The organism is Streptomyces glomeratus (genome assembly GCF_021462825.1).
In the GTDB taxonomy this organism is placed as follows: Bacteria; Actinomycetota; Actinomycetes; order Streptomycetales; family Streptomycetaceae; genus Streptomyces; species Streptomyces glomeratus.
This window is the reverse complement of sequence record NZ_JAKEEB010000045.1, coordinates 18,556-38,848: the sequence shown is the minus strand read 5'-3', so window position 1 is coordinate 38,848 and position 20,293 is coordinate 18,556. Positions and strand designations below refer to the sequence as shown.

Annotated in this window: 12 protein-coding genes; 2 read left to right on the top strand and 10 right to left on the bottom strand. The window is 67.6% G+C overall.

Annotated elements, in window-relative coordinates; all coding sequences use genetic code 11:
* Positions 1–475: 475 nt before the first annotated feature.
* The 8 genes from LZ604_RS32100 to LZ604_RS32065 form a co-directional block, all read right to left on the bottom strand.
* Positions 476–832 carry a hypothetical protein gene (locus LZ604_RS32100; protein ID WP_234519501.1) on the bottom strand — a complete coding sequence of 119 codons (357 nt, stop codon included), beginning with the start codon at positions 830–832 and terminating at the stop codon, positions 476–478.
* 123 nt (positions 833–955) lie between these two features.
* Positions 956–1,561, bottom strand: a complete 606-nt coding sequence (locus tag LZ604_RS32095) for a hypothetical protein (RefSeq protein ID WP_234519499.1) — start codon at positions 1,559–1,561, stop codon at positions 956–958.
* Entirely contained in the window at positions 1,558–2,166 is a 609-nt protein-coding gene (locus tag LZ604_RS32090) for a hypothetical protein (RefSeq protein ID WP_234519497.1), read from the bottom strand. The genes LZ604_RS32095 and LZ604_RS32090 overlap by 4 nt, the downstream gene beginning before the upstream one ends.
* Before the next feature lie 76 nt (positions 2,167–2,242).
* A complete protein-coding gene (locus tag LZ604_RS32085) occupies positions 2,243–2,659 on the bottom strand; it encodes a hypothetical protein (RefSeq protein ID WP_234519495.1) in 417 nt (138 codons plus the stop codon).
* A 104-nt stretch (positions 2,660–2,763) separates the two neighbouring features.
* Positions 2,764–2,958 carry a hypothetical protein gene (locus LZ604_RS32080; protein WP_234519493.1) on the bottom strand — a complete coding sequence of 65 codons (195 nt, stop codon included), beginning with the start codon at positions 2,956–2,958 and terminating at the stop codon, positions 2,764–2,766.
* A 264-nt stretch (positions 2,959–3,222) separates the two neighbouring features.
* Positions 3,223–3,681, bottom strand: coding sequence for a hypothetical protein (locus LZ604_RS32075; RefSeq protein ID WP_234519492.1), 459 nt, complete (start codon positions 3,679–3,681; stop codon positions 3,223–3,225).
* Positions 3,668–10,111: an RHS repeat domain-containing protein gene (locus LZ604_RS32070; RefSeq protein WP_234519491.1), complete on the bottom strand. Its 6,444-nt coding sequence runs from the start codon at positions 10,109–10,111 to the stop codon at positions 3,668–3,670. The genes LZ604_RS32075 and LZ604_RS32070 overlap by 14 nt, the downstream gene beginning before the upstream one ends.
* Positions 10,112–10,227: 116 nt before the next feature.
* Entirely contained in the window at positions 10,228–13,773 is a 3,546-nt protein-coding gene (locus tag LZ604_RS32065) for a laminin G domain-containing protein (RefSeq protein WP_234519506.1), read from the bottom strand.
* Between the two features lie 810 nt (positions 13,774–14,583).
* Between LZ604_RS32065 and LZ604_RS32060 the strand changes: the two genes are divergently transcribed.
* Together LZ604_RS32060 and LZ604_RS32055 are read left to right on the top strand one after the other, a co-directional pair.
* Positions 14,584–14,940: a hypothetical protein gene (locus LZ604_RS32060; RefSeq protein ID WP_234519490.1), complete on the top strand. Its 357-nt coding sequence runs from the start codon at positions 14,584–14,586 to the stop codon at positions 14,938–14,940.
* Positions 14,941–16,492: 1,552 nt separating this feature from the next.
* Positions 16,493–16,918, top strand: coding sequence for a hypothetical protein (locus LZ604_RS32055; protein WP_234519489.1), 426 nt, complete (start codon positions 16,493–16,495; stop codon positions 16,916–16,918).
* A gap of 186 nt (positions 16,919–17,104) precedes the next feature.
* Here LZ604_RS32055 and LZ604_RS32050 read toward each other — a convergent pair whose 3' ends face one another.
* On the bottom strand, positions 17,105–18,088 hold the full coding sequence (locus tag LZ604_RS32050) for an ATP-dependent DNA ligase (RefSeq protein ID WP_234519488.1): 984 nt from the start codon (positions 18,086–18,088) through the stop codon (positions 17,105–17,107).
* Between the two features lie 192 nt (positions 18,089–18,280).
* Entirely contained in the window at positions 18,281–20,245 is a 1,965-nt protein-coding gene (locus tag LZ604_RS32045; protein ID WP_267972096.1) for a SpoIIE family protein phosphatase, read from the bottom strand.
* Positions 20,246–20,293: the final 48 nt, after the last annotated feature.

The window sequence follows — 20,293 nt, the reverse complement described above, 5'->3', positions numbered from 1 at the left end:
GGTGATCAGCGTGCGGGTGACCTGCTGCAGGGTCGTGGTGGTGGTCACCGGCTGGTCGGCGTCGTTGTAGGTGGTGGTGACGGTGCCCTTGTCGGGGTCGGTGGAGGTGGTCTTGCGGCCGCGCAGGTCGTAGCCGTAGGACCAGGCGGCGTTGTCCGGGCCCGTCATCTTCGTCAGCCGGCCGGATGGGTCGTGTTCGAAGAGGGTGCGGGTGTAGTCCGTGCCGGTCGGGACGGGGCCGCCGTACTCACGGCGCTCGACGATCCGGCCGCGGGCGTGGGTGATGCTCAGGGTGCCGGTGCCGCCCTCGGTGGCGGTGACGGCGGTGCGGTCGCCCTGTTAGTCGGTCTTGGTGCGCCACTTCTCCTGGTCGTAGACCCGGAAGATCGACTCGGTGGCGCGACCGGCGGCGAAGAAGGTGCGCCCCGGCACGGGCCCTCCCGGATGGGAGGGCCCGTGCCGGGCGCACCCGGGGCTATGAGCCGGCCTCGGAGTTGAGGTGAGTGATCCGCGCACCAGCAATGTCCAAGGCCCTGACGATCCGGTCGGCAGCCGCCGGAGAGAAGAGCCCCCTGGTCACGCTGAGGACGAAGCCGGCCACGGGAGCATGGTGCACCTGCCGCAGCAGGATGAACGCCTCTCCCTCCGCCGGGGAGAACGCGAAGCAGAACCACTCCGCGAAGTCGTCCTCGGTGATCTCCGGCGCGCCCCAGCGCTCCTCGAGTGCCGTGCGCTCGACGTCGACTTGGACGAGCCATCTGATGTCGCGCGGGCTGACATCCTTCTCGGGGATCCGCCTCAGAACTGTCGGGTTCAGCTCCCGCAGATCCATGCCTACCTCACCTCCGTGATGATGATCGGAATGGAGGCTCAATCGTCACTGTCCTTGACGAAGGAGTTGACGCCGGCCTCCTTCTCGGCTTCCCAGGCAGGCTGCGAGAATAGGGCTTGGGCTTCACGGTGGTGGAGAACTCCAGGCTTCCCGGCTTGGCATCCTTCGGAATTGCTCCACGCCACGTCTGAGCAGTGGCGTTGCCTCCCTGCCTCGGGCCCTGCCCCACAGCTCGCCAGACTCGACAATGGAACGAGCGACCTCAGTCGACTGAGTCTTCGGGTTGGCGAGCCGGTGGAATGGCCCGTACAGGGTCACCGGTCCCTCGGGCATGCTCTTGTCCGCGGTCAGTGCCTTGGCTCCGACCGCGACCGCCCCGCTGCCGACGACCATGCTTCCGCCGGATGCGCCCCCGGTCGCCATTTCCGCGATTTCCGCGGCGCACACCGGGGCGGCGGCCAGGCAGCCCCCGCCCACGGCGACGGCCGCCGGGGCAGCGACCACGGTGGCCGCCACGCCGACGATGACACCCAGCACGACCTTCTGCCAGGTTGCGAGCTTGCCCCGGTCGCTGTGGTCGCTATCACTCGGGTCCAACGGAACAGGGTAGCTGCCTATGAGCAATCCGTAGCGGGGCTGTTCCTTCTTGGCGGGTTTCGGGTCGGGGCCGTTCTTGAACACGACCTGCGCCGACCGGTGACCGCCGTCCGTGCGGACGGTGACGGTCATGGTGCCGCTTCCGGTGCCGCCGCCCGTCTTCTCGTACTGGAACGTCTTGGTGTACGTCTTCGTGGAGTGCCAGACCCAGCCGTTGTGGCCTGGGGTCGCCCGTTCCCGGTAGGTGCCGCACTTGCCGTCGCTGCACCCGAGCTCGCAGTCCGTGATCGGCCTGAGGCCGGTGGGTCGGTCTTGGTGACGGGGGTGTTGTTGGCGTAGGCGTAGCCGTTGAGGGACTCGTGGTCGTCGACCTCGATGACCTCGTAGCGGGAGAGGGTCGGGGCGATCCACTGGTGGGCGGTGCCGTGGGCGATGAACTCCTCCGGGAGCCCAATCCTGTAGTACTCCACGTAGTCGGCTGCGTCGAGCCGCCAGAAGAAGCGGCCGTCGCTCATGATGGCAGTGCCGCCAGAGCGCGAGAACTTGTTGCCCAGGATGTCCTCTGAGAATCCCATCAGGGCGATGATGGGAGTGCCGGAGCGAAAATATTCGGCGATCTTTCCCCGCTCTCCCTCAGGAATCGCACCCAACTGCCGCCGAAGTTCCTCGGCGTTTTCCGCGAAGGCGGACTGGCTCGCGATCGACCCGAATACACCCAGGGGAACGATGTGTGCCATGCGGCATTTTCTAGACGGTAGGGGATGCTTCGGGCGGGGAGACGGAAGGCCGTCTCCCCGCCCGAAGGGGTGTGGGTCAGCGTGGACCGACCTCGCCGAGCGCCACCCCTGCCCTTTCGGCCAGCCATTCGAGCGCGGCCACGGGTACGGGCCAGTCAGCCGCGTTCAGGGAGATAGCGAGCGTTTCCTCATCCCTCCGGACCAGATTCTCCACCGTCCACAGGCCGCTCTCGCCGGATATCCAGTAGAGCCAATTGGGCATGTCCCACCCCCGCTCCCTCTCCATGCGTGCTTGCCCTTCGGCCGACTCTTTCCGCCACTGGTCGAGCCACCTGGACTTCTCTTCCAGGGTGGACGGCGGGGTGAATTCCTGGCGAAGCCATTCCGGAAGCACCTCGACACCCTCGGCCTCGACGCGAAGGGCCAGTGTCAGAGCCTCACCGAATGCGGTGACGTCTGCGGCTCGACCCTTCGCGTGGATTTCCACGATCATACCCTTGCTCCACGATTGAATGCGGCCCACACGGCGTGGAGCCGGACACACCGACGACAAGGGCGGCGGAGACGACGGCGGCGAAGTAGAACCGTCGGCTTCTCCTAGTACGGTACATAGATTTCCTCGGTCCAGTTGATCTTCACGGTGATGCCCTTCTGGCCGTCGGGCCAGATCTGCTTGACGGTGTCGGAACTCGCCTTCACGACCGGGTTGAAACTGAAGCGGCCGTCGCTCATGACGGCGGTGCCATCGGAGCGGGAGAACTTGTTGCCCAAGATGTCCTCCAAGAATCCCATCAGGGCGATGACGGCAGTTCCGGAGCGGAGATATTCGGCGATATTTCCCCGCTCTCCGTCGGGAATTACACCCACCCGCCGCCGAAGTTCCTCGGCGTTTTCCGCGAAGACGGACTGGCTCGCGATCGACCCGAATACACCCAGGGGAACGGTGTGCCATGTGACATTTCCAAGACAGTAGGGAACGCTTCGGCGGGGAGACGGAAGGCCGTCTCCCCGCCGAAAGGGCGGGGGCCGTCGGGACCGGTGACCCCCGATCATTCGCTACGTGGTCGCCTTCGAGCGGGCGTAGATCTCGTCGGGCTTCGGGAACTCCACAGCCGGTGACAGCCGAAGACCCCCGGAATCCTTCTCGTAGTAGTAGTACAGGCCGAACTCACCCGGCCCCGATCCGCACTGGCCCGCCGCGAAGGTGACGGAGATCCACTTGCTGCCTCCTGCGGGCACGGTGTCCACGCCCCAGGAGAACGGGCACTCCGGCTTGGTGTCGGACTTCTCCATCAGGCTGCTCAGCTGGAGCTGGGCGCCCGCGGAGATGGTGCCCGTCCCGCCCTTGTCGAAGGTGATCCAGTCGCCTCCGGGGTTGCTCCAGGAGCCGACGATCTGGCCGCCCGTGGGGACGGGGAGGTGTTCTTCCTTCTCGCAGGCGGACAGTCCCGTGACGAGGACGGCGGAGACGGCGGCGGCGAAAAAGGCCCGTCTGCCTCTCCTAGTACGGCACATAGATTTCCTCGATCCAGTTGATCTTCACGGTGATGTCCTTCTGGCCGTCGGGCCAGATCTGCTTGGCGGCGTCGGAGCCCGCCTTCATGACCGGGTTGGAGCTGCCGTGCTTGTACCCGTCGTTCGAGAGGCTGCGTGTGGCCGAGGCTACCGTCATGGTGTTGGAGATCGACACCTTCACCTGGCCGACCAGGGCTCCGTGGTCCCACTCCGAGTCGGTCCTGGGCGGTTCGCACGCGACGCCGAGCAGTTGGTAGTCGAGGTTGTAGGAACCGAGCGCCATGCTCGCGGGGCTGGCCCCGTATATGCCCTCGGTGAGGAACCCGGTGAGGTCGGTGAGACCTTCCCAGATTTTCTCGCCGTCGGTGCGGTCGGCGTGCGACTTGTCGAATCGTCCCTTCGCCGTGTACACGCCGTCCTTGATCATGCCCTGCATCTTGCGGATGAAGGACCGGAAGTGGTCCTCCGTGCGCAGCTGGCGGACGAACTCGCCGTCCGGAGGCAGGGTGACCTCGGACGGTCCGCCCTTCGCCCACAGCATGACCAGCTCCTGCGCGGAGAGGTCCATAACCTTGCTCTTCTTGCCCTCCTTGCGCTCCGGTTCGGGGTTCGGCCCCTTCTTGAAACTCGGCTTCTTGAAGACGGCGACGTCGACGGCGGTCGTCCGGCCGGCGCGGGTGGTCACCGTGGCGCTGATGTACGTGTCGGACGTGCCAGGGACCTGGGTCGTGTAGGTCTGGGTGGTGTGGTAGACCCACCCTCCACTGGCGCTTGGGGTGTACCAGGCGCGGTAGGAGCCGCCCTTGCCGTCGCTGCACCCGTTCTCGCAGTCCGTGAGGGGCCGCAGACCGGTCGGGTCGGTCTTGGTGACGGGGGTGTTGTTGGCGTAGGCGTAGCCGTTCATGGACTCGTGGTCCTCGGGGACCAGGACCGGGTCGACCGAGAGGAACCGTCCGGTGGTCGGGTCGTACTCACGGGCACCGACGTGGATCAGGCCGGTGCCGGAGTCGACGGGCTTGCCGAGGAAGCCCTTATCGTCGGGCCACAGCGAGGGTGTCGGGCCGCGGGTCTCGCCGAAGGGCTTGGTGTAGCGGCGGGTGATGGCCTGGGTGGTGGCGTCCACCGTCATCGAGGCGGTTCCGTGGTGGTCGTCGACCATCCAGGACAGGCTGGTCTCCGTGCGCACGGCGGTGACGTCACCGGCCGCGTAGTAGCGCTGGGCGGTGAACTTGTTGGCGCCCGTGTCGTAGTGGAGTTCCTGGCCGGCCAGGTAGAGGACGGTCTTGTCGGTGCCGCGGCGGATCAGGAGATCGCCGTTGGCGTCGTAGAGGTAGTCGGTGGTCTTGGTGCCCTCCGTGAGGCGGACGAGCTCTCCCTCGATGTCCCAAGTGAGGCTCTGCGCGATACCGGTGGTGCCGTATCGCTTGGTGGTGTTGCCCTGCTCGTCGTACGTCAGGGACTTGGCCGTGCCGCCGTTGACGGTGAGCGAGGTCAGGCTGTGCGGCTGGCCGCCGCCGGTGGCGTTGACGGCCGGGTAGCCGTAGGCGGTCGCGGTGTCACCGGTGGCCTTGTGCTCGACCTGGGTGTCGCGCAGGCCGCCGGGCTTGTAGGTCCAGGTGGTCCAGTACGGGGCCGGGCCGCCGAGCGCGGTCGCCGAGCGGGCGGTGGTGCAGTCGTTGGACGACGGGGTCCAGGCGTCGGTCAGGCGGCGGTAGCCGTCGTAGGCGAAGCACTGGGTGTCCTTGCCGCCTGCCTTGTCGGTGATCGACTTGATGTTGCCGGTGGCGTCGTAGACGTAGTCGACGTCGCTGGTGTAGCCGGCGTTGGTCTGGTCGACCGTGTGCATGTTGGACAGGCGGCGGGTGCCGTCCTCGTAGTGGTTGAGGATCTGGAGCTGCTTGGCGGCCGTGGAGGTGCCGAGGCGGGTCTCCTCGATCTCACCGTACGGGGAGTAGCCGATGTTCTGGACATAGTCGGTCATGCCGTCGGTGCCGGTGAGCATGCCGAGGCTGTTGTAGGTGTTGGTGACGGTCTCGGCGGGCAGGCCGGCCACCGCGGGCATCGACGTGGACTGCACGGTGCCGTCGATGTTGTAGACGGTGGAGGTGGTGAAGGTCTGCGGCGCGCCCGCGGCGACCAGGGGGTCGCTGGCGGCGATGACGGTCTTGGTGCCCTTGGGACGGCCGAGGCTGTCGTAGCCGGTGACGACCTGGGAGTAGATCTTGCCGGTGGTGCCTCCGACGTACCGGATGGCCGCGGTCACCTGTCCCTTGGCGAGGGAGTCGTAGGTGAACTTGGTGAGCTGGTGGGCGTTGTCCTTCACGCCGTCCCAGGTGCCGATCTTGCGGCCGAGCTCGTCGTAGTCGGTGATCAGCGTGCGGGTGACCTGCTGCAGGGTCGTGGTGGTGGTCACCGGCTGGTCGGCGTCGTTGTAGGTGGTGGTGACGGTGCCCTTGTCGGGGTCGGTGGAGGTGGTCTTGCGGCCGCGCAGGTCGTAGCCGTAGGACCAGGCGGCGTTGTCCGGGCCCGTCATCTTCGTCAGCCGGCCGGATGGGTCGTGTTCGAAGAGGGTGCGGGTGTAGTCCGTGCCGGTCGGGACGGGGCCGCCGTACTCACGGCGCTCGACGATCCGGCCGCGGGCGTCGGTGATGCTCAGGGTGCCGGTGCCGCCCTCGGCGGCGGTGACGGCGGTGCGGTCGCCCTGGTAGTCGGTCTTGGTGCGCCACTTCTCCTGGTCGTAGACCCGGAAGATCGACTCGGTGGCGCGACCGGCGGCGTCGTAGACCGTCTCGGTGGAGGCGGGAACGGAGCCGGGGAAGGTGTTGGCCAGGGTGCCCGACGGGGCGAGGTTGTCGTGGACCTGGTCGTTGGTGATGTAGGCCAGGCCGCGGTCGTCGTACAGCGTCTCGGAGATCACTCGGCCGCCGTTCGGCGCGGGGACCTGCTTCTGGCGGGAGCGCAGGAGCGAGTCGAAGATCTCGTAGGAGCTGTTGTAGGTCTGTCCGTCGGCCTTGAGGGCGTCGGTGCGGACCCAGGTCTCCTTGTCGTTGTTGATGCTGTACCCGTAGACCAGGGTGGCCGCGTCGCCGAGCGCGCGGGAGCGGTCCGGCTTCCAGACCGAGCGCACACGGCCGAGCGCGTCCAGGGACCACTCGGTGACGTTGCCGTTGGCGTCGGTGGTCTTGGTGGCCGTGCCCCATGCCGGATCGACCTCGGTGGTGGAGGTGTACAGCTTGGGGTCGGTGGTGGTCTTCGACGTCAGCGGTCCGTAGCTGGTGTCGTCGGGGACGTAGGTCGTCTTGACCGTGCGGCCCAGGGTGTTGGTCTCGGTGAGCGGGCGGCCCAGCTTGTCGAAGGTGGTGCCGGAGACCTGCTGGTAGATGGATGCCTTGGTCACCGGGTCGTAGCTCGCGACCCGGTAGGTAGCGGTGATGTCGCCCTTGGTGGGCGCCACACCGACCGCTTGGCTGTCGTAGGCCGTGGTGGCGTCGGAGATGACGTCGCCAGGGACCGTCGGAATGGCCGTGCAGCCGACGGAGTAGACCTCGACGCGGCTGACCTTGTTCACCAGCCAGTCCGTCGTGTTGCGGGCGTAGCTGGTGCGGGTGCAGGTCTCGTCGCCGGTCTTGGCGGTGTCGCCGCTGTCCTCGACGGTCATCGGCATGCCGTACGTGGTGTCGTACGTGGTCTTCTGGTGGACCGTGCGGTTGCCGGTGGAGGTCTTGGTGCGGGTGGCGGTCTCACCGGGCTGGACGATCCAGGACTCGGTGGTGCCCCAGCTGTAGGTGTGGCTGCCGGTCCGGTACGACCAGGGGGTGTTGATGGTGCCGCTGACCTCGTCCGTGCCGTTGTAGACGATGGTCTCGCGGACGAAGCCGGACAGCTGGCGGGCGTCGTCGATCGCGGTGCCGGTGGAGTCGGTGACCTTCTCCACGCGGGGAGTGCCGTCGAGTTCCTTCTCGCCGTTCAGGCCGCGCATGTAGAGGGTGGACTTCTTCGAACGCGGGCCCTCGGTGTCGCCGGAGGTCTCCACGACCTTGCCGTAGCCGCGCCACTGCGACCAGGTGCGGTTGGAGGTCTTGGTCAGGCCCTCATCGTCGGCGTAGCCCCAGCCGGCGCCGCCCTGGTAGTCGTAGTACGTCTCACCGGTGTCGCCGTGGCCGTAGGGGTCGTCCTGGAAGGTGGAGGTGACGACGTACTTGTGGAACCAGTCGGTGACCGGGGTCGCGCCGGACTGGGACCACTTCACCGGGAAGCAGCGGCGGGTGTTCTTGTCGATGTCCGCCGGCATGCTGGAGCCCCAGATGCAGTCGGGGTCGGAGTAGTTGACGGTGATGGTCGAGCCGGTTTCGGTCTTGATGGTGCGCACGCGCCACTTGATGTAGCGCAGGGTGTCCGGGCCGCTGCCCTCGACGTGGTTGGCCAGCTGGATGCCGCCGAAGACGACCGGCGGGAGCTGGGCCGCGGTGCTGTTGGCCTTGCCGGTGTTCTGGATGGACTTCAGCCACAGGCTCGGCGAGGAGGCGTCACCGGTGTCGGGGAAGTCCTGCTCCAGATGCCAGGTGTCGACGTCCCGCTGGGTGGTGCCGCTGCCGGTCCACACCGAGGTGGTGACGTCGGTCAGGCGCTTGCGGGTGAAGAACGCCGGACCGATCTGCGTGGTGCACTTGGTGTTGGCCGCGCAGATCATGTCGTACGGCACGTCCGGCCAGTTCGCCTTCGTCGTCGACGTCAGGCTCGTGCACGAGGTCAGGCAGCGCTCGGCGTACGTGAAACGCACCTGCTGGGCGGCGGGCTTGGTGTAGATCAGGTCGCTGCGCAGGCCGTAGTCGATGCGGTTGAGGTAGCCGCCGCGGATGTAGCCGGTGCCGTTGACGGTGGTGTCGGCGTTCTTGGAGTAGTAGTTCGTCTCCTTGGTGTACCAGTACGTGGAGGCGTTGCCGTGGGTGTCCACGACGTAGTCAAGGTTCCAGCGCCAGGCCTGCGTACAAAAGGAGTCGGCGAAACCGGTGGACTTGTAGCAGGGCTCACCGGAGTCGTCGCCGAAGACCGGCATCGTCCACACGGAGTTGGTGACCGGGTCATCGTCGCTGGTGTCCGCTGTGCCCTTGTCGCTCCAGCCGGGCAGGCGGTGCTTGCCGAAGAAGTACTGGGTGCCGGAGGCGTCCGTGACCTTCCAGTACTCGGTGTTGTCGTCGCCGTTGCCGGTGGCTCCGGTCAGGTGCTCGACGCGGGAGCCGTCCTCGTTCTTCACCTTCCAGCTGCCGCCGGACGCCTGCGACAGCGCGGCGGTGTCACAGGCGGCCTTGTCCGCACAGGTGTTGACCAGCTCCACGGCCTTGCCGTTGAGGACGAGCGTGGCGTTGGCGTACTTCCAGCACTGGTCGCCCTTGCCGGTCTGCCCGTCGTCCTTGCAGGAGGCGTACTTGCGCTCGATGTAGGACTCGGTCATCGAGAAGCCTTCGCCGATCACCGAGGTCTGGTTGTTCTCCCCGGCCGTACGGCCGTCCACCGAGGCGGAGTTGTAGGAGATCGACAGGTTCGGGGACGGGCCCGCCGTCGCCGGGGGGACCCGCAGCGGGTAGGTCCAGGTGAAGTCACCCGTGCTGCCGCCGGCCTCCCAGGTCGCGGTCGGGGACAGGGGGGTGGCGCCGTAGTCGCTGCCGCCGCCGGAGCTGTCGGCGGTGGCCGCCAGCAGCATCGGGGCGCGGGTGGCGACGGTGCCCGTAACCCTCTGGGACGCGGCGTCGTTGTCCGCGTCCGCCACCGGGGTCTGGGTGCGGCACGCCTTCTTCTGTGGAGTGGTCAGCGCACACGCGGGGAGCCTGACCAGGCGCAGCCGGGGGCCGAAGTTACCGCCGTAGACGTCCTTGAAGGACGAGTAGTCGAGGGAGACCCGCAGCTTGTCACCGGTGGCCGGGGCCAGGGTGAGCAGGACGCCGTTGACGCCCGCCTTCCGCGCGGCCGCTTGGGCGTGGACGCTCAGCCTCACCTGCTCGGCGGGGCCGGTGGCCTTCGCCCTCGCCGACTTCGGCTGCTGGGCCGCGGGCGCCTGGGCCAGCTTGACGCCGAGCCCGCCGACGTTCACCGAGGCCGGGCCGCCGCTCGCCGGGACCTTCGCCGTCACCTTCGCGGCCGTCGGCCAGGCGGTCCGCTTCAGCCGCTGACGCGTCTGCGTGACGGCCGGGGCGGCCTTGTCCTTGGGCGCCTTGGACGTGCCGGGCTTGAGCACGCCCACCTTGTCGATCTTCGCGTCGGGCCGGTGTTCCAGCTTGCGGGCCGCCGCTGACTGGGCCTGCGCCGCGAAGTCGTAGCCCGAGGGCACGACCACCTGCGGCAGCAGGGAGAGGGAGATTACGAGTCCGCCACGACCGAGCCAGCGGCGGACGACCGCCCCTGGCACGCGTCTGCGGAAAGGTGATGAAGACACGGTGATATCCCGGTTGTCGGAAAGGGAGAAAACAGAGAAAACAGCGATGAAGAGAGGAAAAGAAGGGCAGGGCGGGGCAGGACGGGGGATCAGCCCGTCCTGCCCTGTCCTTGCCGCTACCGCTGCTCGGCGTTGCGCCGGTTGGCGATGGTGTCGGTGGAGGTGGCTCCGGCCCAGACGCGGACGCTGTCGATCGTCCCGGGGAAGTAGCGCGCGGCGGCGCCGTTGATCTTCGCCCGGCCGATCTCGAACGCCCCGCCGCCCTGCCAGGGAGCCGGGTACGACACGCCGTCGTCGTCGCCCATCTGCGCGCTGTCGACGTACAGCTTGAGCGCGCCGAGCTTGGAGGTGTCGACGGCGTCGGCCGTCGCCTGGGCGTCGTAGACGACCGTCAGCATGACCGGCACGCCCAGCTGAGCCGTGGTGAACGCGGTGGAGGCGTTGGTGGTCCAGACCGCGCCGGTGCCGTCCTTGTCGGGACGGCCGAACGTCCAGCGGCCCTGGGTGCTGCCGGCCGGCTGCTCGTACCAGACGCCCCAGGAGGACTGGCTGGTGCCGGACTGGCCGAACACCTGCACCGCGTACGCCTTGGTGGTGTCAGTGAACTTGGCCGGGTCCAGCGTGACCCAGGCGGTCGCAGTGAACGAGCCGGTGTCATCGACGATCGGGCCGGTGGCGGTGGCGGAGGCGGTGGTGCCATTCAGGGTCATCGTCTGCGTGGTCGTGACCTCTTCGCCGATGTCCGGGTCACCGGTGGTGACCTGGGTGAGCGTCGCCCCGTTCAAGGTGAGGTTCCGGCCGAAGCCGCTCGTGTCCTTCACGGTGGTGCCGGTGGCGTTCGCCATGTCGGTGGCGTCCCACTTGGCGACGAGCGCCGGGACCGGGTCGCCAGCCGTGCCGTCACTCAGGTCCTCGTCCTCCAGCCAGGCGTCATGGGTGACCTCGGTGTCCGCGAGGGCGCGGGACCACACCTTCACCTCGTCGATGGTTCCGGCGAAGTTCTCCCGGCCGGCGCCGTCGTACCACAGCCGCCCGATCTGGAAGTTGCCGGACGCCTTCCACGGGGTGGTGAACGCCACCGGGTCGCCCTGCGGGACACCGTTGACGTAGAGCTGGATGGTCTGGTTCGCCGCGTCGTAGACGCCCGCCAGGTGGGTCCACGCGTTCAGGACCGGCGGCTTGGTGCCGATCGAGCGGGTGATGGCGGGGTTGACGACGTCCGTCTGGTGACGGTTGAAGATCCAGGCCTTGTAGGAGCTCGAGTAGTACAGCTGGAACCCGGAGGCGCTGGTGCCCGCCTGGGACAGGACGGTGTAGTTGACGTCGTTCTTCGTCAGCCGAGCCCAGGCCGAGACGGTGAAGGACTTGGTGGTGTCCAAGACCGCGCCAGAGGTGGACAGGTAGGCCGTCGTGCCGTTCAGCTTTGCCGCGCCGGAGCCGCTGCGGGCCAGGGTGTCCCAAGTGGCCCCCGAGTTGGTCAGCGGATGCTGGGTCGCGGTGGTGGCGTCGGCGAGGGCGTTGTCCAGGTGCCAGATCCCCGAAGGCAGCTCGGCACCCTTGACCAGGAAGCTGTAGTAGCCGGTGAGCGAGCTGTGGCCGGCCGCGTCGTAGCCCCACACCTGGATGGTGTTCTCACCGGCCTGGTTCGGGGTGATCGCCAAAGTGGTGGCCGTGCCCGCGGCCACGTTGATCGGCGAGGAGAGCGCGCCGCTGTTCAGCTTCCACTTGTAGCTGACGACGTCGGACTGGATGCCGGCCGTGGTGGGGTTGGTGTCCGCAGGGGTGAAAGTGAACTTGCCGGGGGTGCCCACACCGCCCGCGGCCGGGTAGGTGTCGGCCGGCTGGTAGACGCCGTCGGCACTGGTGATCACCGGGGGCGGCGGCGAGTCGGTGTCGACACGGAAGTAGCACCAGGACGACCAGTCCGAGTCCAGGACACCGGAGTCCCCGCGGTCCGTGACGTAGTACGCCTGTGTCTTGACGCGCATCCGGTAGTCCGTCTGCGCCGTCAGCGTGCTGGTGGACGCGTCACGGACGGCGTTGTCGGCCACCCAGGCGCCGCTCGGCGAGTTCGCGGTCCACACGCGGCTGGAGCCGTCGGCCTTCCACACCTCGAAATCGGCGCGCAACTGGGCCTGGCTGCCGTCCACCGACTGCACCGTGGCGAGCATCTTCGGCGAGGTGTCGCTGGTGGCGAAGGGCAGCGAGGAGGCGTTGCAGGCCCGCCCGGTGGTGCCCTGCTGCACACCGTACGAAGTCGGCTTGTCCGGGTAGGAGACGTACGTCACCGACAGCTTCGCATCGTTGCGGAACCGCGCCCAGGCGCCCGCGTCGGACTCGTCGTGCGCGGTCAACGAGAAGGTGATCTGCGGCGACTTGTTCGCAGCGTGGGCCGCGAGGGTCGGCGTCAGGTTCTCGTTGGTCTCCCCGCCGGACACGTTGTCGCTGAAGCGCACCCAGTTCGCCGGCTGCGAGGGGTTACACAGGGAGCCCCGCCCGTAGGACACCCACCGGTCGCCCATCAGGTCGTCCGCAGTGGGCCGGGTCGACCAGGTGGTGCTGTCGGAGATGCCCTTGGTCACGTGGCTCAGGTCGTACAAGTGCGCGTCACAGGTGAACGACCACACCATGTACACCTCGAACGTCGCGTCCAGGATCTTCTTGCCGTGGATCGACGACAGCGGGTACTCGAAGTACATGCGCTGGGTGTACGGGCTGCTCGAGCAAAGGTAGCCGGCGTAGTTGGAGCAGCGCCCCACGCCCTTGTCCCCGCTGAACTTCCAGTACTTGGTGCCATTGGAGGCCAGCGCCGTCCAGTCGCCCAGGGAGATGCCCTTGGTCGGCGGGTCGATGTACAGCGGGAAAACCGTGTCCGCGCCGTGCAGCAGGGCCGGGTCCGGGGTGATCTCCAGCGTGGTGCCGGTCACCTTGAGTGGGAGGTCGGCCGCCGCGTCACCGCTGCCGGGCCCCTCCGTGGGAGCCGGCTCGCCTCCGGCGGCGGGCAGCGGGACGGGCGCGGCCGGCGTGGGCTCGGTGTCGGCCTGGGTGCCGGCCGGGGCGGTGCGGGCGAACTGCGTGGTGACGCCCGCTGCGTCGGCGTCCGCGGTATCACCTGCCGAGTCCCACATCCGGCCCGCCGGGCTCTCGAAGACCGGAGTGCCGTCGCCGTCGCGCGCCACGAAACCGCCGTCACTCGTCGGGGCGATGTCCAGGCCGGCACCGGAAGTGGTCATCCTGATCGTCGCGAGCGCCGGGTTCTGCGCCGCCTGAGCGGTCTTGACCACGAGCATGGACGTGTAGCCGGTGCTCAGCGCGGTCAGTCGCAGGTCGACGTCCGGGAGGACGTCGGCGTAGGTGGCGGTGGCGCCGTCGAGGCGGGGCGCGGGGAGCGCGCTGGGCCAGCCGAGCTTCAACTGGTGCCCGTTGTCCTCCAGCGTGACCAGTGCGCTGCCGCTGCCGCCGCCCGAGAAGGTGACGTCCGCCGTGGTGTTCCTGGCCATCACGGTGCCGTCGGCCTCACGCACGAGGGTGGTGTCGATGGCGGCCCAGCGGCCGCCGTCCTCCTGGGCGCGGACCGGGGCCGCGTTCATCTCCTGGGTGAAGGTGCCGTCCGGGTTGGCGAACAGCTGCGCGGACTCGGTGGTCTTCGCCGTCACCTCCACGCGCTCACCGGTCTTCGCCGCGAGGGCGCTGGCCTCCGACTCCGGAGTGTGATCGGCCGCTGCCGAGGTCCCTCCCTCATCGGCGAACGCCGGGGCCGCCGCGGCCCCGGTCGCCGGAAACGCACCCCCCAGGAGAGCGACGGCTATCGCGCCGCTCCCGATCGCCCGGCGCCAGTGGCGCCGACGTCTGTGCGTCAACACACCCACCCATTCTCTTAGTTTTTTCTTAACAGCTGTGGTGATCATGTGTGGGTCGGACGCGCTGGTCAATACCGTCGAGCGTCATGCGGGGAACCATCCCGGATTGCACGAAGAGAGTGAAGAGGACCGTATTAGGCGGGAGTTACGGGCCAACACCAACCTCTGAGCCCAGCCAGGACGTCAGATCCCGTCACTCTGCCGCTCGTTGAAAGAGACACACCGCCCGTCGTCTCGGCCGCAGAGGCTGAGAGGTCAGACCCCAGGTAATGCGAACGACCAGCGAAGGACACGATCCCTGCAGCAACAGGCTGGGGTCGGGCGGACATCGGGGGCGCCGCTGCCGGTGCCGTCTGCTGAGGTCGCCGGCCACGGTGAGCCGGCCGGAGCCAGCCTCGTAGCCGACGACTGCGACGTGGCTGGCCACGTCGCGGGAGTGACGGGCCCGCCCCGTCGCCACCTTCGCAAGCTGTGCCTCAGCGGTGCCGGTACCACCTGGGTGCGCGTACAGCTGACGTGTCGCGGGAATGGATCAGACGGAGCGGTTGCGCGTCATCCTCTGCGGGAAATGATTCTGCATCGAACGCTGGGGGGAAAATGCAAGTCGATGTCGTGACAGCGCTGATCGCTACAGCAGGGAGTCTGGTCGCAGCCTTCGGCGCGCCGTTGATTATCCAGGTAATTAAGAACAAGGATAGGCGAGCTGCGCGTGTATCCGCGGCGGATCAGCGGCTGCTTGATATCGAGGAGCGGCATCGAATGAAGCTCTATAAAATCATGATTGAACTTCGAGAAGAGACTCGTGAGCAGGTTCATGCGCTAGAGGATGTGCGCCACCAGGTAGATTCCGGCTTACCGCCTGACATGCACGCAATAGGAGAACAGATCCGTCGAGATCGCCAATGGGCATCCCGGAACCTGGATAGCATCATTGCAGTACAGGCCTGCGGTAGATCATGCTTGGTATGAGTATGTCGCACTGAGGAAATCCTGCTGATCGGGATGGAATGACGACTCGAATTTTGGCCAAAGCTACCCGGATTGGCAAGACTCTGTAACCTCGCTATCCATAGCACGAGAGAGGCTCATCCGAGAAATCAAGGCTGCAGCTTCAGCGATGGGGTTTCAGCTTCTGGGTTCTGATGTACTGGATCAAAGTGACGACGGTACTAAACATGAATACCCTTGGTTACTTCGTCCTGGCAGTTCTTTCAGGCATCCTCGCCGTCCTTAGTGAGCTCATTGGGCAGCGCCTGCTGGTAAAGATCAACGAGCATCTGCCCAGGCGGGCGCGGCGACTACTGGACGTTTCGGTCAGTGCAGCCCAATCAGCCGGCGTGGACAGAACGGCACTCCTTGCCAAATCTCTACTCGGGTTTACTAGGTCATTATCCAGGCGCGACCTTGCATACATGTTGCACTATGACCGTTTCCTGGATAATTCTCCACGTGTTGCCGCCTATTTTGCGCCGACACCCTCTGATATTCGGGGGTGGAATCAAGATGAGGTAGTGGAGTTGGCCGAGTTCTTTCCTGGCCTCTTGGGTGCATGGAACCGTTTTGTGGCTCTTCACTTATCCCTAGTTACCTACGCTCCTCGTCAGGATGGAACCGCAAGGAGTCAGAGTCGGGGTCCCTCGTTGCACGAAATGCAATTGGTCGTCGACGATCTAACTTGGAGGCTGCGCTGTATTCTCGCAGCTGCGGTGATCGCGTCAGCGGGCTCGCCAAAGGCTGCAGAATGGGCGAAGGTGCTAGAAAGGGACAAATTTGTATCCACGTGCCCTCTATATCTGGACGTTGATATGGAGATGCATGTAATGCATCTGCTGTGGGACCCGCCGAAATGACCCTGCCGAGGAAGGAAAACAGCTCAAGGTCCGGCGGAAGGGCCGGACCGACCAAGCGCGCGATCGCGCTGGAGGCTCTGTCTGACCCCTCGATGGTGAAGACCCTGCGTGTAGCAGGCGTTCAGGATCTCCTGCAAGGCCAGCACGGCGTAGCGCGGCCGCCGCACGCAACAGGGCTTTCATGGCGGCCGCCTTCGACGCCGGCCACGTCTCCACGGCCCCCCGAACTGGCGGGCTCGGTAGCCCGGTTGCGCGCCCGCGGCGTCGAACGCACCGACAAGACCGCCGAAGGCGCCAGCCGGTGGACATGCCGGAACTCCAACATCAGGGTGCTGGGATCCGCCTTGGCATGAGACCTGGTTGTCTGATCGGTCATCGACTTCCTCAATTGGCGGCCGTGTCCCGCGCCTGGCGCCCTGCCCGCCTCGGGAGGGGAAGATCCGCACAGCCGGGTACGGGAAGCCCCGGCGGCGAGCTTGGCCGCCTGCCAGGCCCGCCAGAGGCCGCCGGCGCTCCGCTGGGCGGGTTGATCCCCCAGCGTGGACACAGCCACTCCGGCCGGCGGGGTCTGGTCACCACCGGCCGCGTCGCCCCGCTGGACGTCGTACGGGAAGTTGTCGGGTCGGCTGCCGCCGAGGTCCACTGCACCTCCTTCACCTGGGTGCCTAGTGATGGGGACGCCGCGCAAGCGCCGCCCGGCCGGGCTGCTGGACAAACCCGCCCTGCGACTGCTCGTTGCCCTCGTGGCCACCGAGAACCCCCGGCGGGCCCACCACGCCCGTACCGAGGTCGAGCGGTACGGGAAGGCGACCGAGGAGGAGCTGGCGACGATTCCGCGCGGCTTGATGTCGTACGAGGTCAAGCAGGTCACCCACAGCACGAAGGCGCCCGGAGCCCTCGTCGACCAGGGCCTTGCCGAGTACACGAACCTGGCCCAGTTCGACGCCTACGGCCACTACGGGGACAACTGGCCGCTGCTGCACGTCACCCAGGCCGGTCGGGACCATCTCGCCCAGTACCGCGCGGCGTACGCCGAGTTCCACCCTGACGTCGTCCTTCCCACGGTGTCCGCCGCGGCCGTCCCGGCCGACAGCTGACGTCACCTTCCTCGCGACCCGTCCGCCCCGCCGCTGACGGCGACGGTGCACGGGCCGCGGTGCCGGCCGGCGCGCACCGGGCCGCACTCCCCTCCTCCTTGCCGCGCCGGTCGGTGCCGCGGAAGCGGGGGTCCGGGGGCCGGCGAAGGCCCCCGGCAGCCACCGGCCCAAGCCCACCGTTAGCTCTCAGCCCGTCGCTCCTCCGGCAAAGCGCGGAACGTCGGTGGGCGTGAGGTCGGGGCGAGGGCGGTGCCACCGGGCGGGGTGCCGCCAACGTCCGGCGCTATCGCGGGCGACGTCGACACCGACCTCCACGACGAGCTGAGGTCGTACGAGGGTGACGTGCAGGGTCTCGCGGGTGCCCCACCCGGCGGAGAATGTCCAGCCCGTCCAGGGGTGACCGGCCGGGGCCGGGGTGAGCAGCGGGGCGAGGTCGCGGCTGGAGGCTTGCGGGAGCGTGGTGCTGCGCCCGATGTAGTGCAGGCGCCCGGCCGTGCCGTATCGGCCTAGCAGCAGTGTGCGGGGTGCCGCCGGAGAACCGGTGTGCGCACCGACGATGGCCTCCTCGGTCTCACGGACCTTGTACTTGCGCCAACCGCGCACGGACGGTTCGTAGGCGCCGTCCACTCTCTTGTAGACCACACCTTCGAGGCCGACCGCCGTCCAGCTGGTCAGCCAGTCGTGCACGGTGGCCGGGTCGGTGGTCGACGGGCACAGCGCCCACGGCGCGGTGAGCCGGTGGTCGACGAAGAGGGCTTCCAGCGCGGCCCTGCGGCGCCGGTAGGTCCACCTGGTCGCGTCCGTGCCCGAGATCCGCAGCAGGTCGAAGGCGACGAAGTGCGCTGGCCACTGCTCGGCCAGCCGGATCGCGCCCTCACCGCGTCGCTGCAACCGGCCCTGCAACCGCTCGAACGCGAGGCGGCCCGCGGCATCCCATACGACCAGCTCCCCGTCCAGGGCCGTCGCATTGGGGAGCTGAGCGGTGCCGGAGCGTAGCTCAGGGAAGAACGGTTCGAGGTCGGTGCCCTTGCGGGAGCGCAGCACCAGGCGGCGAGCGTCCCACGACAGGAGTGCCCGCCAGCCGTCCCACTTCGGCTCGGCGGCCCAACCTTCGGGCAGCGCGGGGTCGGCGACGGGGGTGGCGAGCATCGGCTCGGGCAGCGTCCACATGGATCAGGCCTTCCACACGGGCCGCCTCCGTTCTCCCCGGCGCGTCCCTGCGGCACCGGTAGGTGCACCTGGTCGTGTCCGTGCCCGAGATCCGAAGCAGGTTGAAGGCGGAACCGCGCGAGTTCCCAGAGTCCTGAGCCACGAAGCAGTGCAGTGGGTGCGTACAGAGGGTGTGTGAGGGCGCGGGCGCCGTCATGTGCGTCGGATGATCAGCACGGCCACGTCGTCGAGGTGGTCTACCGCGACGGCGGCGTCGAGGATGCGGTCGGCGGTCTCCTCCACGTTCAGCCCGTCGTGGACGGCTTGGGCGGCCAGCGTTCCGGCTCGCTCCAGTCCGGCGTCCAGTGTCAGGGCCGGTCCTTCGACCACGCCGTCGGTGACCATGATCAGCGCGGTGTCCTTGTCCAGTGTGAAGGTTCCTTCACGGTAGTCGGCGTCGGGTAGGACTCCCAGCACCGGGCCGCCCGGCAGTTCACGGATGCTGTGGCTGCCGTCGTCGCGTGCGTACAGCAACGGCACATGGCCGGCGCTGGCGCCGGTGACCCGTCCGTCACGCGGGTCGATACGCAGCATGGTGCAGCTGGCGAATCGTGCCGCATCCATCGTGACGAGCAGCTCGTTGGTGCGCGTCAGCACGGTTGCGGGATCCGGTTCATGGACGGCGATCCCGCGCATGAACGAGCGCACCTGTCCCATGGCTGCGGCGGCGTCCACGTCGTGCCCTTGGATGTCGCCGATCTCCAGGGCGATGGCACCGTCAGGCATGACGAAGGCGTCGTACCAGTCTCCGCCGATATCCAGCCCGTCCCGGCTCGGTAGGTACCGGGCGGCGACGTCCAGGTCCGGCAGGTGCTCGGGCAGCGTGGGGAGCATGGTCTGCTGGAGCGCCGTGGCGAGCTCGACTCGTGCCTCTTGCAGCCTGACGCGTTTCAGTGCCTGGCCTGCAAGGTCGGCAAGAGTGCCCATGAGGGCCCGCTCATCCGGGGACGAGTGGTGTTCGCTGTCGTAGGTCACCAACCAGGCCCCGAGCGGCTGATCGCCGGTCGGGCTGAGGGAGGTGATCGAGATGGCGTAGCCGGAGTCGAGCTGGTCGAAGTACGGCACCATGGCCCCGTGCGGCCAGCGGCGGATGTAGTCCTCCCGGTTGGGAATGAACTGCGGCTCGCCAGTGCGGATCACATAGGGCAGCGCGCTGGGGGCGTCCAGCGGCAGCCCGTGCAGGGCGGCCACCGGTATCGGGATCCCGGCATCGGAGGAGACGCGCAGGCGGCCTTTCGTGATGAACGCCAGCGCGGCGCCGGTACCACCGAAGGTCAAGGCGAGCCGGGTCAGGACGACCTGCTGTACTTCTTGCTCCGTGACTGCGGTGATCAAGGCGGAGGAGAAGGCCGCGATCTCGGCGGCTCGCTGCCGCTCAGCACTCAGCGCGACCAACGCTCTGCGCCGGCGCGCTTCCCCCTTGCTGTCGTCACGGATCACTCCGAAGACCCGCTCAGGGCCGCCAGACCCCAGCTGGGCCCGGCGGGCCCGGCAGGCCAGGAGGTGCCAGCCGTCGTGCTCGGTGAGGAACCGCAACGTGATCCAGGGAGACTGGGCGGCGGTCGAACGCATAAGCCGCCGTAGAGCCCCGCGGTCGTCAGGATGGACTCGCCGAACCACCCCAGACAACGACATGGAGGCCTCCGGGAACAGCGCCGCCAAGGCGGGTGCGCCACCCAGCCACTGCAACTGGTGCTCCTGGGGTGAATACACGCACAGACCGAGGTTGGCGGCCTCGGCCGCCAACCGGAACGGGACCACCAGACCGCCCAGGTCGTTTCCCGCGTCCAACTCGTGCACCCACACCAGCGGTTCGCCACCTGCAGGATCTTTCACGGGTTGCGCCTCGACAAGGCAGACCACGGGGGGTGCGCCCGCCCCGGGGAACTCCAGCACCCGCATCACGATCGTCTTCGTCGTGGCGGCGTGGGCCACGAGACTCTCGACCGCAGTCCGCTGGCTTGCGGGCATCAGATCAACCAGGCGACGACCCACGCACTGCTCCGCTGGCCTATCCAGTGCCCTGGCCATCGCCGCATTGAGGCTGCGGATAGCACCGTCCAGGGTCAAGAGAGCCGAAGGGGCGGCCCTTCGAAGGAGTTCGTCCGAGGCGTCCATCTGTGGCTCCCTGACACATAACAAAACAGGCTCTTCAATCTTCGGCGA

Bases quoted from the DNA above. Each gene is read 5' to 3' on its own strand.
- LZ604_RS32100 (WP_234519501.1), bottom strand. From the start codon at position 832: ATGGATCTGCGGGAGCTGAACCCGACAGTTCTGAGGCGGATCCCCGAG.
- LZ604_RS32095 (WP_234519499.1), bottom strand. From the start codon at position 1,561: ATGACCGTCACCGTCCGCACGGACGGCGGTCACCGGTCGGCGCAGGTC.
- LZ604_RS32090 (WP_234519497.1), bottom strand. From the start codon at position 2,166: ATGGCACACATCGTTCCCCTGGGTGTATTCGGGTCGATCGCGAGCCAG.
- LZ604_RS32085 (WP_234519495.1), bottom strand. From the start codon at position 2,659: ATGATCGTGGAAATCCACGCGAAGGGTCGAGCCGCAGACGTCACCGCA.
- LZ604_RS32080 (WP_234519493.1), bottom strand. From the start codon at position 2,958: ATGGGATTCTTGGAGGACATCTTGGGCAACAAGTTCTCCCGCTCCGAT.
- LZ604_RS32075 (WP_234519492.1), bottom strand. From the start codon at position 3,681: ATGTGCCGTACTAGGAGAGGCAGACGGGCCTTTTTCGCCGCCGCCGTC.
- LZ604_RS32055 (WP_234519489.1), top strand. From the start codon at position 16,493: ATGGGGACGCCGCGCAAGCGCCGCCCGGCCGGGCTGCTGGACAAACCC.
- LZ604_RS32050 (WP_234519488.1), bottom strand. From the start codon at position 18,088: ATGTGGACGCTGCCCGAGCCGATGCTCGCCACCCCCGTCGCCGACCCC.
- LZ604_RS32045 (WP_267972096.1), bottom strand. From the start codon at position 20,245: ATGGACGCCTCGGACGAACTCCTTCGAAGGGCCGCCCCTTCGGCTCTC.